Origin of the sequence: Sphingomonas sp. CFBP 8760, from assembly GCF_014841615.1 — a bacterium.
Taxonomy (GTDB): Bacteria; Pseudomonadota; Alphaproteobacteria; order Sphingomonadales; family Sphingomonadaceae; genus Sphingomonas.
In genome coordinates, this window is the sequence record NZ_JACYUG010000003.1 from 17,619 (window position 1) to 31,554 (window position 13,936).

Here is a 13,936-nt window from a genome sequence, read left to right on the forward strand (position 1 = left end):
CATGTCTGACGCTAGGCAACTATAGCAACCAGGCATTATTGCACTTGCGAACCATCCGCAATAATGCCATTTAAGCCTTGCCTCTCACGCATTATGCGCGTACCCGCCGCTTCCAATCACCGCCACGGAGAAGGATTGGAATGGCCCGCAAGAAGATCGCGCTGATCGGCGCCGGTAACATCGGCGGCACGCTCGCGCACCTCGCCGCCCTCAAGGGTCTCGGCGATATCGTGCTGTTCGACGTGGTGGAGGGCGTGCCGCAGGGCAAGGCGCTCGATCTGTCGCAGTGCGGCCCGGTCGAGGGCTTCGATGCCACCATCACCGGCTCCAATGATTATGCCGACATCGCCGGTGCGGACGTCATCATCGTCACCGCCGGCGTCGCGCGCAAGCCCGGCATGAGCCGCGACGACCTGCTCGGCATCAACCTGAAGGTGATGAAGGCGGTCGGCGAGGGCATCAAGGCCAACGCGCCCGACGCGTTCGTGATCTGCATAACCAACCCGCTCGACGCGATGGTGTGGGCGCTGCGCGAATTCTCCGGCCTGCCGGCCAACAAGGTCGTCGGCATGGCGGGCGTGCTCGATTCGTCGCGGTTCAGCCACTTCCTCGCCGACGAGTTCAAGGTCGCAGTGAAGGACGTGAACACGTTCGTGCTGGGCGGTCATGGCGATACGATGGTTCCGGTCGTGCAGTATTCGACGGTCGCCGGCATCCCGGTGCCCGACCTGATCGCGATGGGTCGCACCACGCAGGACAAGATCGACGCGATCGTGCAGCGCACCCGCTCGGGCGGCGGCGAGATCGTCGCGCTGCTCAAGACCGGCTCCGCCTATTACGCGCCCGCCACCAGCGGCATCGCGATGGCCGAGGCCTATCTGTACGACCAGAAGCGCCTGCTGCCCTGCGCGGCCTATGTCGAGGGCCAGTACGGCGTCGACGGCCTGTATGTCGGCGTCCCAGTCATCATCGGTGCCGGCGGCGTCGAGGAGATCGTCGAGGTCAAGCTGGACGACGAAGCGAAGGCGAACCTTCAGGTGTCGGTCGATGCGGTCAAGGAACTGCTGGTCGCGTGCAAGGGCATCGACGGGTCGCTGAACTGATCGGAATGGACTGACGCGAACCACCCCGGCGAAGGCCGGGGTCCAGTTGGGAAGGTGCTGATGATGGCGGAACAGGCGTTCGTCTATATCATGGCCAACCAGCGCAACGGTGCGATCTATCTGGGTTCGACGACGAACCTGCCGAAGCGGGCATGGGAGCATCGCAGCGGCGTCGTGTCGGGGTTCACGAAGAGGTATGGCTGCAAGGACCTCGTCTGGTACGAGGCATGTGGCGAGTGGGAAGCGGCGCGGCAACGCGAACGGCAGATGAAGCAATGGAGGCGCGACTGGAAGGTGCGGGAAATCGAAGGGCTCAACCCGGAATGGGAAGACCTGTACGATCGTATCGCCCTACCATGAACGCCTTCCCAACTGGACCCCGGCTTTCGCCGGGGTGGACGGGTCTGGAGACAAAATGAGCATCCTCGTCGACAAGAACACCAAGGTCATCACGCAAGGGATGACCGGCGAAACCGGCAGCTTCCATACCAAGGCGGCGCTGGAATACGGCACGCAGATGGTCGGCGGCGTCACGCCGGGCAAGGGCGGGACCGAGCATCTCGGCCTGCCGGTGTACAACACCGTCGCGGAGGCCAAGTCGAAGACCGGTGCCGACGCATCGGTGATCTACGTGCCGCCGCCCTTCGCCGCCGATTCGATCCTGGAAGCGATCGATGCCGAGATTCCGCTGATCGTCACGATCACCGAAGGCATTCCGGTTCTCGACATGGTCCGTGTCAAGCGCGCGCTGTCGGGCAGCAAGTCGCGGCTGATCGGCCCCAACTGCCCGGGTGTGCTGACGCCGGGCCAGTGCAAGATCGGCATCATGCCGGGCAGCATCTTCAAGCAGGGTTCGGTCGGCGTCGTATCGCGCTCCGGCACGTTGACCTATGAGGCGGTGTTCCAGACATCGAACGCCGGCCTGGGCCAGACCACCGCGGTCGGCATCGGCGGCGATCCGGTCAACGGCACCAACTTCATCGACGTGCTCGAGTTGTTCCTGGCGGACGAGGCGACGCAGTCGATCATCATGATCGGCGAAATCGGCGGCGACGCCGAGGAGCAGGCCGCGCAGTTCCTGATCGACGAGGCCAAGCGTGGCCGCAAGAAGCCGATGGCCGGCTTCATCGCGGGCCGCACAGCGCCTCCGGGTCGCCGCATGGGCCATGCCGGCGCGATCGTGTCGGGTGGCAAGGGCGATGCCGAGAGCAAGATCGCGGCGATGGAAGCTGCCGGGATCAAGGTCGCGGCCTCGCCGTCGGAACTCGGCTCGACGCTGCTGTCGGTACTGAACGGCTGAACGAACAACTCCCTTTCCCGTCGGGAGAGGGAAGGAGCGACCAAAGGTCGCGGAAGGGTGAGGGCAGGTTCGCTGCCTTGCCCTCACCCTCCCGCCGCTCGGTGAGCGGCGGGCCCCTCCCTCTCCCGATGGGAGAGGGGTCGAAGGAATGAACGATGGGCTACGAAGGTCAGGATTTCAGCGACATCGCACAGGGCGTCAGCCCGGCGTTCATCGAGGCGCTGTACGCGAAGTTCGGTGCCGATCCCGGCTCGGTCGATGCCGGCTGGCGGACCTTCTTCGAAGGGCTGGAAGGCAGCGCGCAGGGGCCGAGCTGGCAGAGCAAGCGCTGGCCGCTGACCACCACCGACGACCTGACCGCCGCGCTCGATCCGACCCAGATGGAACCCGCGCCCAAGCCCGCACGCGGGGGCAAGCCTGCCGCGGCCGCCGCCCCGGCGCCGTCGAAGGACGATATCGTCAAGGCGGCGGGCGACGCGATCCGCGCCCAGCTGCTGATCCGTACCTACCGCGTCCGGGGTCACCTCGCCGCCAATCTCGATCCGCTGGGGCTGACCAAGCGCGAGATGCCCGAAGACCTGAAGACCGAGCATTACGGCTTCACCGACGCCGATCTCGACCGTCCGGTCTATCTCGCCGGGACGATGGGCTTCGAATGGGCCACCGTCCGCCAGCTCGTCGATACGCTGCGCAAGAATTACTGCGGCAATGTCGGCCTCGAATTCATGCACATCGTCGATGTCGAGGAACGCCGCTTCCTGCAGGAGCGGATGGAGGGCCAGGACAAGGCGATCGAATTCTCCGTCGACGGCAAGAAGGCGATCCTGAACAAGGTGATCGAGGCGGAGCAGTGGGAGAAGTTCCTCGGCCGCAAATATGTCGGCACCAAGCGGTTCGGCCTCGACGGCGGTGAATCGATGATCCCCGCGCTCGAAAGCGTCATCAAATATGGCGGCCAGTACGGCGTGCGCGAGATGGTGTTCGGCATGGCGCATCGCGGCCGCCTGAACGTCCTCGCCAACGTGATGGCGAAGCCGCTGCGCATCATCTTCCACGAATTCGCCGGCGGTTCGGCCAACCCGGATGACATCGGCGGTTCCGGCGACGTGAAGTACCATCTCGGCACCAGCCACGACCGCGAGTTCGACGGTCACAAGGTGCATATGTCGCTGGTCGCCAATCCGTCGCATCTGGAGGCGGCCGACCCCGTCGTCCTCGGCAAGACGCGTGCGATCCAGACGATCGCGAACGACCTGAACGATCACGTCGCCTCGCTGCCAGTGCTGATCCACGGCGACGCCGCGTTCGCAGGGCAGGGGATCGTGTGGGAATGCCTCGGCTTCTCCGGCATCCGCGGCTACAACACCGGTGGCTGCGTCCACTTCATCATCAACAACCAGGTCGGCTTCACCACCAGCCCGCAGTTCGCGCGCTCCTCGCCCTATCCGTCGGATGTGGCGAAGGGCGTGCAGGCGCCGGTGTTCCACGTGAACGGCGACGATCCCGAAGCGGTGACCTTCGCCACCAAGATGGCGATGGAATTCCGCCAGAAGTTCCACCGCGACATCGTGATCGACATGTGGTGCTATCGTCGCTTCGGCCATAACGAGGGCGACGAACCCGGCTTCACCCAGCCGCTGATGTACAAGGTCATCAAGGATCACCCGCCGGTCAGCGACATCTACGCCAAGCGCCTGATCGGCGAGGGCGTGGTCGACCAGGTATGGGTGGACGAGAACGTCCGGCAGTATGTCACCCGGCTGGAAGGCGAGTTCGAGGCGGGCGGCAGCTACAAGCCCAACAAGGCGGACTGGTTCGCCGGCCGCTGGACCGGCCTGTCCGCGCCGACCGAGGGCAGCCCGACCCGGCGTAGCGCCGACACCGGCATCACGCCCAAGCTGTTCGATTCACTAGGCCGCACGCTGACGACGGTGCCGGAGGGGCTGGCGATCCACAAGACGCTGGGTCGCGTGCTGGAAGCGAAGCGCCAGATGTTCGCCACCGCCGCCAATTTCGACTGGGCGACCGGCGAGGCGCTGGCGTTCGGTTCGCTGTTGTCCGAGGGATATGGCGTCCGCCTGTCGGGGCAGGATTCGGGGCGCGGCACCTTCTCGCAGCGCCACGCCGTCTGGGTCGATCAGACCGATGAACACAAGTTCGTGCCGCTCCAGGGGATCGAGCACGGCCGGTTCGAGGTGCTGGACAGCCCGCTGTCGGAATATGGCGTGCTCGGCTTCGAATATGGCTATGCGCTGGCCGATCCGAAGACGCTGGTGCTGTGGGAGGCGCAGTTCGGCGACTTCGTCAACGGCGCGCAGATCATGATCGACCAGTTCATCGCGTCGGGCGAGGCCAAGTGGCTCCGCGCCAACGGCCTCGTGATGCTGCTGCCGCACGGCTATGAAGGGCAGGGGCCGGAACACAGCTCGGCCCGGCCGGAGCGGTTCCTGCAACTGTGCGCGGGCGACAACATGCAGGTCGCCAACTGCACCACGCCGGCCAATTACTTCCACCTGCTGCGCCGCCAGATGCACCGCAGCTTCCGCAAGCCGCTGGTGGTGATGACGCCCAAGTCGCTGCTCCGTCACAAGCTGGCGGTGTCGGCAGCGGCGGATTTCCAGGGCGACAGCCATTTCCGTCGTCTGTTGTCCGACACCAACGGGGCGGCTGACGAGGCGACGACGCGGCTGGTCCTATGCACCGGCAAGGTCGCCTATGACCTGATCGAGGCGCGCGACGCGGCCGGCGACACCGACACCCAGATCGTCCGGGTCGAGCAGCTCTATCCCTTCCCCGGCGATGCGATCGCGGAGCGGGTGAAGCGGATGCCGAACCTGCGCGAAGTGGTGTGGGCGCAGGAAGAGCCGAAGAACAACGGCTACTGGTTCTTCGTCGAGCCGCTGATCGAGGAGGCGCTGGCGGAAGCAGGCGCGGCGGTGAAGCGCGCGCGTTATGCCGGCCGCGCCGCTGCCGCGTCGCCCGCGACGGGTCTGATGAAGCGGCACACCGCCGAACAGGGGGCGCTCGTCGCCGATGCGCTCGGCCACAATGTCCGCGAGGAAATCCGCCGGACGCGTGCGGAGGGCAGCACCACCACCGCCCGGCCGGCGCAGGCCCCCGCCAGCTGATCGCCCACCCCCGATACCCCCGATAATCGCTCCGGTTCCGGCCGGGGTTGGAAGGATAGAATGATGGCCACCGAAGTCACCGTCCCCGTACTGGGCGAATCGATCACCGAAGCGACGCTGGGCGAATGGCTCAAGCAGCCCGGCGACGCGGTCGCGCTCGACGAACCGATCGCCAGCCTCGAAACCGACAAGGTGTCGGTCGAGGTGCCCAGTCCCGTCGCGGGCGTGATGGGCCAGCACGCGGTCGCGGTCGGCGATACGGTGCAGGTCGGCGCGATGATCGCCACGGTCGATGCCGGTGGCAGCGCCGCGCCCAAGGAAGCCGCCCCGCAGCCCGCCGTTACCCAGACGCCGGCCGCCCCCGCCGTGGCACCGTCGCCTGCTCCTGCCGCCGAGGCCGAGCCGACCGGTGACAGCCCGGCCGCGCTCAGCCCCTCGGTTCGCCGCGCGGTGCTGGAACACGGCGTCGATCCCGCCACGATCAAGGGCACGGGCAAGGACGGCCGCATCACCAAGGAAGACGTCGAGGCCGCCGCGCAGAACAAGCCCGCCGCCGCGCCGGCAGCCGCTGCCGCACCGGCCCCTGCCGCCGCCGCGACCGGCGGACGCAAGGAAGAACGCGTCCGCATGACGCGTCTCCGCCAGACGATCGCCAAGCGCCTGAAGGAAGCGCAGAACACCGCCGCGATGCTGACGACGTTCAACGACGTCGACATGACCGCGGTGATCGAGGCGCGCGCCAAGTACAAGGACCTGTTCGAGAAGAAGCATGGCGTCCGGCTGGGCTTCATGGGCTTCTTCGTGAAGGCCGCGACGATGGCGCTGAAGGACATTCCCTCGGTCAACGCCTCGATCGAGGGCGACGACATCGTCTATCACGACTATGCCGACATCTCGGTCGCGGTGTCCTCGCCCGGCGGTCTCGTCGTGCCCGTGATCCGCGACGCGCAGGACCTGACGGTCGCCGGCATCGAGAAGACGATCGGCGATTTCGGCAAGCGCGCCAAGGAAGGCGCGCTGAAGATGGACGAGATGAAGGGCGGCACCTTCACCATCTCCAACGGCGGCGTGTTCGGCTCGCTGATGTCGACCCCGATCATCAACCCGCCGCAGTCGGCGGTGCTGGGTCTCCACCGTATCGAGGATCGCCCGGTGGTGGTGAACGGTCAGGTCGTGGTGCGCCCGATGATGTACCTCGCGCTCAGCTACGACCATCGCCTGATCGACGGCCGCGAGGCGGTGACCTTCCTCGTCGCGCTCAAGAACGCGATCGAGGACCCGACCCGCATCCTGATCGACCTGTAAACCACTAACCACCCCGGCGACACGCCGGGGCCCAGTTGGGAAGGCGGCGGTGACGAAGCGCCACGCTCTTCCCATATGTCCCCCAACTGGACCCCGGCCTGCGCCGGGGAGGAGATATGAAGATGGCCGACGCCCCAACCTACGACTATGACGTCCTCGTGATCGGCGCCGGCCCCGGCGGCTATGTCGCCGCGATCCGGGCCGCGCAGCTTGGCCTGCGCACCGCCTGCGCGGAAAGCCGCGAGACGCTGGGCGGCACCTGCCTCAACGTCGGTTGCATCCCGTCCAAGGCGCTGCTCCATGCGTCCGAACTCTATGCGGAGGCGACCGGCGGTCACCTCGCCAAGTTCGGCGTCGAGATTCAGGGCGCGACGCTCAACCTCGACCAGATGCATGCCGAAAAGGCGAAGGCGGTCGGCGAACTGACCGGCGGCATCGAATATCTGTTCAAGAAGAACAAGGTGACGTGGCTGAAGGGCAAGGCCGCGTTCAAGGATCACACCACCGTCACCATCGGCGACCAGACCGTCACCGCGCGCGACATCGTGATCGCGACCGGGTCGTCGGTCACGCCGCTGCCCGGGGTCGAGATCGACCAGAAGATCATCGTCGACAGCACCGGCGCGCTGGCGCTGCCCAAGGTACCCGAACACCTCGTCGTGATCGGTGGCGGCGTGATCGGGCTCGAACTCGGCAGCGTGTGGAAGCGGCTGGGCGCGAAGGTTACGGTCGTCGAATATGTCGACCAGATTCTGCCGGGCTTCGATGGCGAGGTCCGCAAGGAATCGGCCAAGCTGTTCAAGAAGCAGGGCTTCGAGCTGATGACCTCGACCAAGGTCACCGGCGTCGCGGTCGAGGGCACCACGGCGACCGTCTCGATCGAGCCTGCCGCCGGTGGCGAGGGCACGACGCTGACCGCCGATGCCGTCCTCGTCGCGATCGGCCGCAAGCCCAACATCGATGGCCTGAACCTGGAAGCCGCAGGCGTTAAGCTGACCGAACGCGGGCAGGTCGGCATCGACCATGATTTCCGCACCAATGTCGACGGCATCTGGGCGATCGGCGATGTCGCCCCCGGCCTGATGCTGGCGCACAAGGCGGAGGACGAAGGCGTCGCGGTGGCGGAGAACATCGCGGGCCAGACCGGCATCGTGAACCACGACGTGATCCCCAGCGTGGTCTACACCATGCCCGAGATCGCCGGCGTCGGCCTGTCCGAGGAAGCCGCCAAGGCGAAGGGCGAGATCAAGGTCGGCAAGTTTCCCTTCGCCGCCAACAGCCGCGCCAAGACCAATCGCGACACGGACGGTTTCGTGAAGGTGATCGCGGATGCCAAGAGCGACCGGGTGCTGGGCGTCTGGATCATCTCGTCGCTCGCCGGCACGATGATCGCGCAGGCCGCACAGGCGATGGAATTCGGCGCGACCAGCGAGGACATCGCCTACACCTGCCACGCGCACCCGACCCATGCCGAAGCGCTGAAGGAAGCCGCGATGGCGGTGCAGGGCAAGCCGATTCACATCTAATGTGAATTGTCTTGCGCGCCGTTAGCGCGGCCGGCCGGCGGCGCTAAAGCGCCGTCCGACGTCACGTGATTTACTCCCGTAACGTCCCGCCGGTTATTGGACCCCACGCCGGATGCGCCGAGGATCACGCTCAGGATCGCTTCGCCACCCGCCCAATCACGGCGCGAAGGCGAGCATTTTTATCGCAGAAAAATGCAAAGGCCCGGTCGGTGGCCCATGATCCGCCCCGCCTCGCGCTGGAAGCCGAGTGGCTCCACCTGACCCGCGTCGACCTTCCCGCCCTTGCCGCGGCGCGAGGATGGCCGATCCGGGCGGATCATTGTTTCCAGCGCATCCTGCTCGACCATAGCTATGGCGGCTGCTGGTACGATCACGTCGTCGGCCGCCCCGCCTATGCCCATGCCGGCGCAGCGGCCTTGGTGCGGGCCATCGCGATCGGCCGCGCCGCGATTAGGGGCGAGGCCGACATGGCGATGCTCAATCGACAGTCGCTGATCTGGCGCGGCAAGCTCACAAACCAAGCGGGGCAGGGGCCGACGCTACCCCTTCTTCCCGAACAGCCGCGCCAGCACTAATTCCGCCGCTTCACCGATCGCGCCGGCGATGGCATCCGGATTGGGCGAACGGGTGGTGCCCTGTGGCGCGGCGGGCTGCACAGGTGGCACCGTGCCCGCAGCCTCCGACTGGGGCGGAACCGGCGGTACGGGTGGCGTGGGCGGGCTTGCCGGTTTCGCCAGCGCATCGGCGGCGGCGCGCAGGCCGGTCGCCATCGCGGCGCGGGCGGCGGGGGACTGCAGCTGCTGCGTCACCATCGCGGCGATCCCGGCGAGCGGCAGCGAAAACGATCCTGACCGCGCCGCGCCATCGCCGCGCTTCGCGTCATGGCCGGTTTCGTGTTTGTGGCCGTGCTTGTCGCCGTGGCGATCCTTGTGCTTCTTCTTGCCCATCATGCGGCTCCGCGATTTGTGTATCAGGGATATAATACACGGATCGGCGCTCGCAACTGGTGGGCGTGCGGCGGCGTTCCTATCTTGCCGCTCTGGCGTTTCACGTGGAACAGAAGTAGAACCCTCCCATGCTGACCAAGATATCCGTCCGCGGCGCGCGCGAGCACAACCTCAAGGATGTCGATATCGACATTCCCCGCGATACGCTGACGGTGATCACCGGCCTGTCGGGTTCGGGCAAGTCGAGCCTCGCCTTCGATACCATCTATGCCGAGGGGCAGCGCCGCTACGTCGAATCGCTGTCGGCCTATGCGCGCCAGTTCCTGGAACTGATGCAGAAGCCCGATGTCGACCATATCGAGGGCCTGTCCCCCGCGATCTCGATCGAGCAGAAGACGACGAGCCGCAATCCCCGCTCGACCGTGGCGACCGTCACCGAAATCTACGATTACATGCGCCTGCTCTGGGCGCGCGTCGGCATCCCCTATTCCCCGACCACGGGGGAGCCGATCGCCGCGCAGACCGTCAGCCAGATGGTCGATCGGGTGCTGGCCCTGCCGGAGGGGACGCGCGCCTATCTGCTCGCTCCGGTCGTGCGCGGCCGCAAGGGCGAGTATCGCAAGGAACTGGCCGAGTGGCAGAAGGCGGGCTTCACCCGCGTCCGCATCGACGGCACCATTCACGAGATCGATGAGGCGCCCACGCTCGACAAGAAGTTCAAGCACGATATCGAGGTCGTCGTCGATCGCATCGTCATCAAGGCGGATATCGCGACACGGCTGGCGGAAAGTTTCGAAACCGCGCTGAAACTGGCCGATGGCCTCGCCTATTTCGACCCCGCCGATCCGGTCGAGCCGCATACCCCGAAATCGGAGGTGCTGGGCGACAACGCACCGCCGGGCCGCATCGTGTTCTCCGAGAAATTCGCCTGCCCGGTATCCGGCTTCACCATTTCGGAAATCGAGCCGCGCCTGTTCTCGTTCAACGCGCCGCAGGGGGCATGCCCGGCCTGTGACGGCCTTGGTGAAAAGCTGATCTTCGACGAGGACCTCGTCGTTCCCAACCACGCGCTGACGATCAGGAAGGGCGCGGTGGTGCCGTGGGCGAAATCCAATCCGCCGTCGCCCTATTACATGCAGGTGCTGGGCAGCCTGGCCAAGGCATATGATTTCAGCCTCGATACGCCGTGGTCCGACCTGCCGGCCGATGTCCAGGCGATGATCCTGCACGGGTCGAAGGGCAAGCCGGTCACGCTGACCTTCGTCGACGGCAAGAAGAAATACGACGTGTCGAAGCCGTTCGAGGGCGTGATCGGCAACCTCAACCGCCGCCTGCTCCAGACCGAGAGCGCGTGGATGCGCGAGGAACTGACTAAATACCAGTCGTCGCGCCCGTGCGAGGTGTGCGGCGGCGCGCGCCTGAAGCCGGAGGCGCTGGCGGTAAAGGTGGCGATGCGGGACATCGCCCATGCCACCCGTCTGTCGGTGGTCGATGCGCTGGCGTTCTTCACCGATCTGCCGAGCCATCTCGGCGACCAGCAGCGCGCGATCGCCGAGCGTATCCTGAAGGAGATCGTCGAGCGGCTCGGTTTCCTCAACAATGTCGGACTCGACTATCTCAACCTCGATCGCACCAGCGGCACGCTGTCGGGGGGCGAGAGCCAGCGCATCCGGCTGGCGTCGCAGATCGGCTCCGGCCTGTCGGGCGTGCTGTACGTGCTCGACGAACCGTCGATCGGGCTGCACCAGCGCGATAACGACATGCTGCTCGCCACGCTGCGTCGCCTGCGCGATCTCGGCAATACCGTGCTGGTGGTGGAGCATGACGAGGATGCGATCCGCACCGCCGATTACGTGATCGACATGGGGCCGGGCGCGGGCGTGCATGGCGGCCAGATCGTCGCGCACGGCACGTTGAAGCAGTTGCTGAAGTCGAAGACCAGCATCACCGCCGATTATCTGAACGGCACGCGCGAAGTGCCGGTGCCCGCCAAGCGGCGCAAGGGCAGCGGCAAGAAGCTGACCGTCCACAACGCCACCGCCAACAACCTGACCGGCGTGACCGCCTCGATCCCGCTCGGCACCTTCACCTGCATCACCGGCGTGTCGGGTTCGGGCAAGTCGAGCTTCACGATCGACACGCTCTACGCCGCCGCCGCGCGCGAACTGAACGGTGCGCGCATCCTGGCGGGCAAGCACGACAAGGTGACGGGGCTCAACCATCTCGACAAGGTCATCGACATCGACCAGTCGCCGATCGGCCGTACCCCGCGATCCAACCCGGCGACCTATACCGGCGCCTTCACCCAGATCCGCGACTGGTTCGCCGGCCTGCCGGAATCGCTGGCGCGCGGGTACAAGCCCGGGCGGTTCAGCTTCAACGTGAAGGGCGGCCGGTGCGAGGCGTGCCAGGGCGATGGCGTGCTGAAGATCGAGATGCACTTCCTGCCCGACGTCTATGTCGAATGCGACGTGTGCCACGGCGCGCGCTACAATCGCGAGACGCTGGAGGTGAAGTTCAAGGGCCACAGCATCGCCGACGTGCTGGACATGAACGTCGAGGATGCCGCCGAATTCTTCAAGGCGGTGCCGCCGATCCGCGACAAGATGGCGATGCTGGTCGAGGTCGGCCTCGGCTACGTCAAGGTCGGGCAGCAGGCGACGACGCTGTCGGGCGGCGAGGCGCAGCGGGTGAAGCTGGCCAAGGAACTGGCGCGCCGCGCCACCGGCAACACGCTCTACATCCTCGACGAACCCACGACGGGGTTGCATTTCGAGGATGTGCGCAAGTTGCTTGAAGTGCTCCACGCCTTGGTCGAACAGGGCAACACCGTGGTGGTGATCGAACATAATCTGGACGTCATCAAGACCGCCGACTGGGTGCTGGACCTGGGACCGGAAGGCGGCGTGAAGGGCGGTGAGATCGTCGCCGAGGGGCCGCCTGAAGTGGTGGCGAAGGAATCGCGCAGCTTCACGGGCAAGTATCTGGCGCCGCTGTTGAAGGGGCGGGGGGAACAGGTGGCGGCGGAGTGACGATATGTCCGGGGTTCAGACGCCAGTCCGCTGCACTGATCATGTTAACGAGTGAGGAGTGCCTTTATGCACTCATTCGATAACGCATGTTCCGCAGGCAGGCGATCGGATGAAATGGCCTTGCGATCAACGTGTCCAACGTGAAGTGATGTACCGCGACGAAGGGCTGACGCGTTCGACTTGTTCCGTATAGCCACTGTTCGACAACACATCGCTTGTCACGATCCGTACCGTCACACCGGTGACAACGAACAGAACCAGCATCGTCAATACAATGACGACCACGATCGCGCCCGGATCGCGTTCCCGTCCATGGGCGATGCGGATCGGTCTCAGATTGCGTCCGTCAGCGGTGCGTGGCATCCACGCCAACAGGCCTATGGAGATGAAACCGATGCCCAGCGGGGGCAGGGCACTGGTTGCCGTGCTGACGACAACTTCGGGTGGTAATGTTCGAAGCGCCTCAGTCAGCCTGATCCACTCTCCGACGCCGTAGACAAGCATCCAAAGTCCGATGGCGACGGGTATCAGGAATAGCCAGCGATACCATCTTTTCCATTGTGGAGCGCTTTCCTGGCTCATAGCCACCCCCGGTGCCAAGTGACGCGGGATGCTCGGTCTGCGATCCAGTCAGACCATTCGCCGGCCTCCCGTGACAGGTCGTGAACTATTTCGGAATTTTCGATCTGCTGCCATGTCGCGGTGCCGCTATCGGCCAAATCGCTGGCCATATTTTTTAACTTGGCCAATCCGGTGTCGCAAAGTTCGGAAAGCTTTTTGGTTACACCAAAATGATTATCCAATATATCCAGTAGCACAGACAAGCCCACCCCAACGAACAGGGCGATCACGACAGGACCGATCGCGACCACGGCTGTTCCCATCAAGGTGGCCATCCCTACACCCGTTGCAAAGGCGGCGCCGGTCGCGATCAGGCATTTAGCTATGTCCACCCCAATTGATCCAAACAGCTGCCCCAGCGTCGCACGATCATTGGTCATGTAATTCACGACGTCTATTACCGTACAGAACAGGATGCCGAACACGAGGGCACCCTTGGCCGCTGCCTTCATACCGGCCGTGGTCATCTTCAGCGAGATTATCTTATGATGCTGGATGCCGTATCTGGTGCCGGTCAGGAACTGGCGAGCGCCAGCATGCCCTTTGAAGATGATGTGCGGGCGACCGCGATATTCCTTGATGTAATAGCGACCCATGATGCCGAGTTCGGATGCGATCAGGCGTAGGGTCGCCGCGCCCTCCTTGATGTCCTTTCCGATCGGAAAATAGCTTTTGATTTTTTCAAGATAGTTGCTGCCATGCTTCTGCCAAAACTCGTTTGCCTTGGTAGCGGTAACCTTACCAGTCTTGATCTGCTGATCGGTCCATATGCGGACGACATGCTGAAGGTCGACTACCGATGCACGGGGTGACCCCTGTATTCTTGGGCGTCCCCGGACGTTGGCTGGTTGTGCAGGCATTGCGCGTCCCCGATATGTCATACTTTGTCTTGGCGTTTTTGATTACCAAATGTGCGATTACGTGATCCGCTCCTGAGGCGCGATCATTTCTTCTGAGTTATGCAGAAAAATAAT

11 protein-coding genes are annotated in these 13,936 nt (G+C 64.8%); 8 read left to right on the forward strand and 3 right to left on the reverse strand.

The features are described from left to right. Positions 1 to 140: 140 nt before the first annotated feature. From mdh to IFT82_RS05010, 7 genes are all read left to right on the forward strand, one after another. On the forward strand, positions 141 to 1,103 hold the full coding sequence (gene mdh, locus IFT82_RS04980) for a malate dehydrogenase (RefSeq protein WP_192125146.1): 963 nt from the start codon (positions 141 to 143) through the stop codon (positions 1,101 to 1,103). A gap of 60 nt (positions 1,104 to 1,163) precedes the next feature. Continuing rightward, complete coding sequence (locus tag IFT82_RS04985; RefSeq protein ID WP_446740942.1) at positions 1,164 to 1,463, forward strand: GIY-YIG nuclease family protein; 300 nt, start codon at positions 1,164 to 1,166, stop codon at positions 1,461 to 1,463. 55 nt (positions 1,464 to 1,518) lie between these two features. Continuing rightward, the gene (gene sucD, locus IFT82_RS04990; protein ID WP_192125148.1) at positions 1,519 to 2,403 is read left to right on the forward strand and encodes a succinate--CoA ligase subunit alpha; all 885 of its coding nucleotides are present in this window, start codon (positions 1,519 to 1,521) and stop codon (positions 2,401 to 2,403) included. A 155-nt stretch (positions 2,404 to 2,558) separates the two neighbouring features. Beyond that, on the forward strand, positions 2,559 to 5,531 hold the full coding sequence (locus tag IFT82_RS04995; protein WP_192125150.1) for a 2-oxoglutarate dehydrogenase E1 component: 2,973 nt from the start codon (positions 2,559 to 2,561) through the stop codon (positions 5,529 to 5,531). Positions 5,532 to 5,594: 63 nt separating this feature from the next. Further along, positions 5,595 to 6,836, forward strand: coding sequence for a 2-oxoglutarate dehydrogenase complex dihydrolipoyllysine-residue succinyltransferase (odhB, locus tag IFT82_RS05000; protein ID WP_192125152.1), 1,242 nt, complete (start codon positions 5,595 to 5,597; stop codon positions 6,834 to 6,836). Between the two features lie 122 nt (positions 6,837 to 6,958). Beyond that, the gene (gene lpdA, locus IFT82_RS05005; protein ID WP_192125154.1) at positions 6,959 to 8,362 is read left to right on the forward strand and encodes a dihydrolipoyl dehydrogenase; all 1,404 of its coding nucleotides are present in this window, start codon (positions 6,959 to 6,961) and stop codon (positions 8,360 to 8,362) included. Positions 8,363 to 8,571: 209 nt separating this feature from the next. Then, positions 8,572 to 8,937, forward strand: coding sequence for a GCN5-related N-acetyltransferase (locus tag IFT82_RS05010; protein ID WP_342355050.1), 366 nt, complete (start codon positions 8,572 to 8,574; stop codon positions 8,935 to 8,937). On the opposite strand, the gene IFT82_RS05015 is transcribed toward IFT82_RS05010, so the two are convergent. Continuing rightward, a complete protein-coding gene (locus IFT82_RS05015; RefSeq protein ID WP_192125156.1) occupies positions 8,902 to 9,312 on the reverse strand; it encodes a hypothetical protein in 411 nt (136 codons plus the stop codon). The genes IFT82_RS05010 and IFT82_RS05015 overlap by 36 nt on opposite strands. A gap of 125 nt (positions 9,313 to 9,437) precedes the next feature. On the opposite strand from IFT82_RS05015, the gene uvrA reads away from it, so the two are divergent. Then, positions 9,438 to 12,341, forward strand: a complete 2,904-nt coding sequence (gene uvrA / locus IFT82_RS05020) for an excinuclease ABC subunit UvrA (protein WP_192125158.1) — start codon at positions 9,438 to 9,440, stop codon at positions 12,339 to 12,341. A 126-nt stretch (positions 12,342 to 12,467) separates the two neighbouring features. Here uvrA and IFT82_RS05025 read toward each other — a convergent pair whose 3' ends face one another. Both IFT82_RS05025 and IFT82_RS05030 read right to left on the reverse strand, forming a co-directional pair. After that, complete coding sequence (locus IFT82_RS05025) at positions 12,468 to 12,923, reverse strand: hypothetical protein (RefSeq protein ID WP_192125160.1); 456 nt, start codon at positions 12,921 to 12,923, stop codon at positions 12,468 to 12,470. Continuing rightward, the gene (locus tag IFT82_RS05030; RefSeq protein WP_192125162.1) at positions 12,920 to 13,822 is read right to left on the reverse strand and encodes a hypothetical protein; all 903 of its coding nucleotides are present in this window, start codon (positions 13,820 to 13,822) and stop codon (positions 12,920 to 12,922) included. The genes IFT82_RS05025 and IFT82_RS05030 overlap by 4 nt, the downstream gene beginning before the upstream one ends. Positions 13,823 to 13,936: the final 114 nt, after the last annotated feature.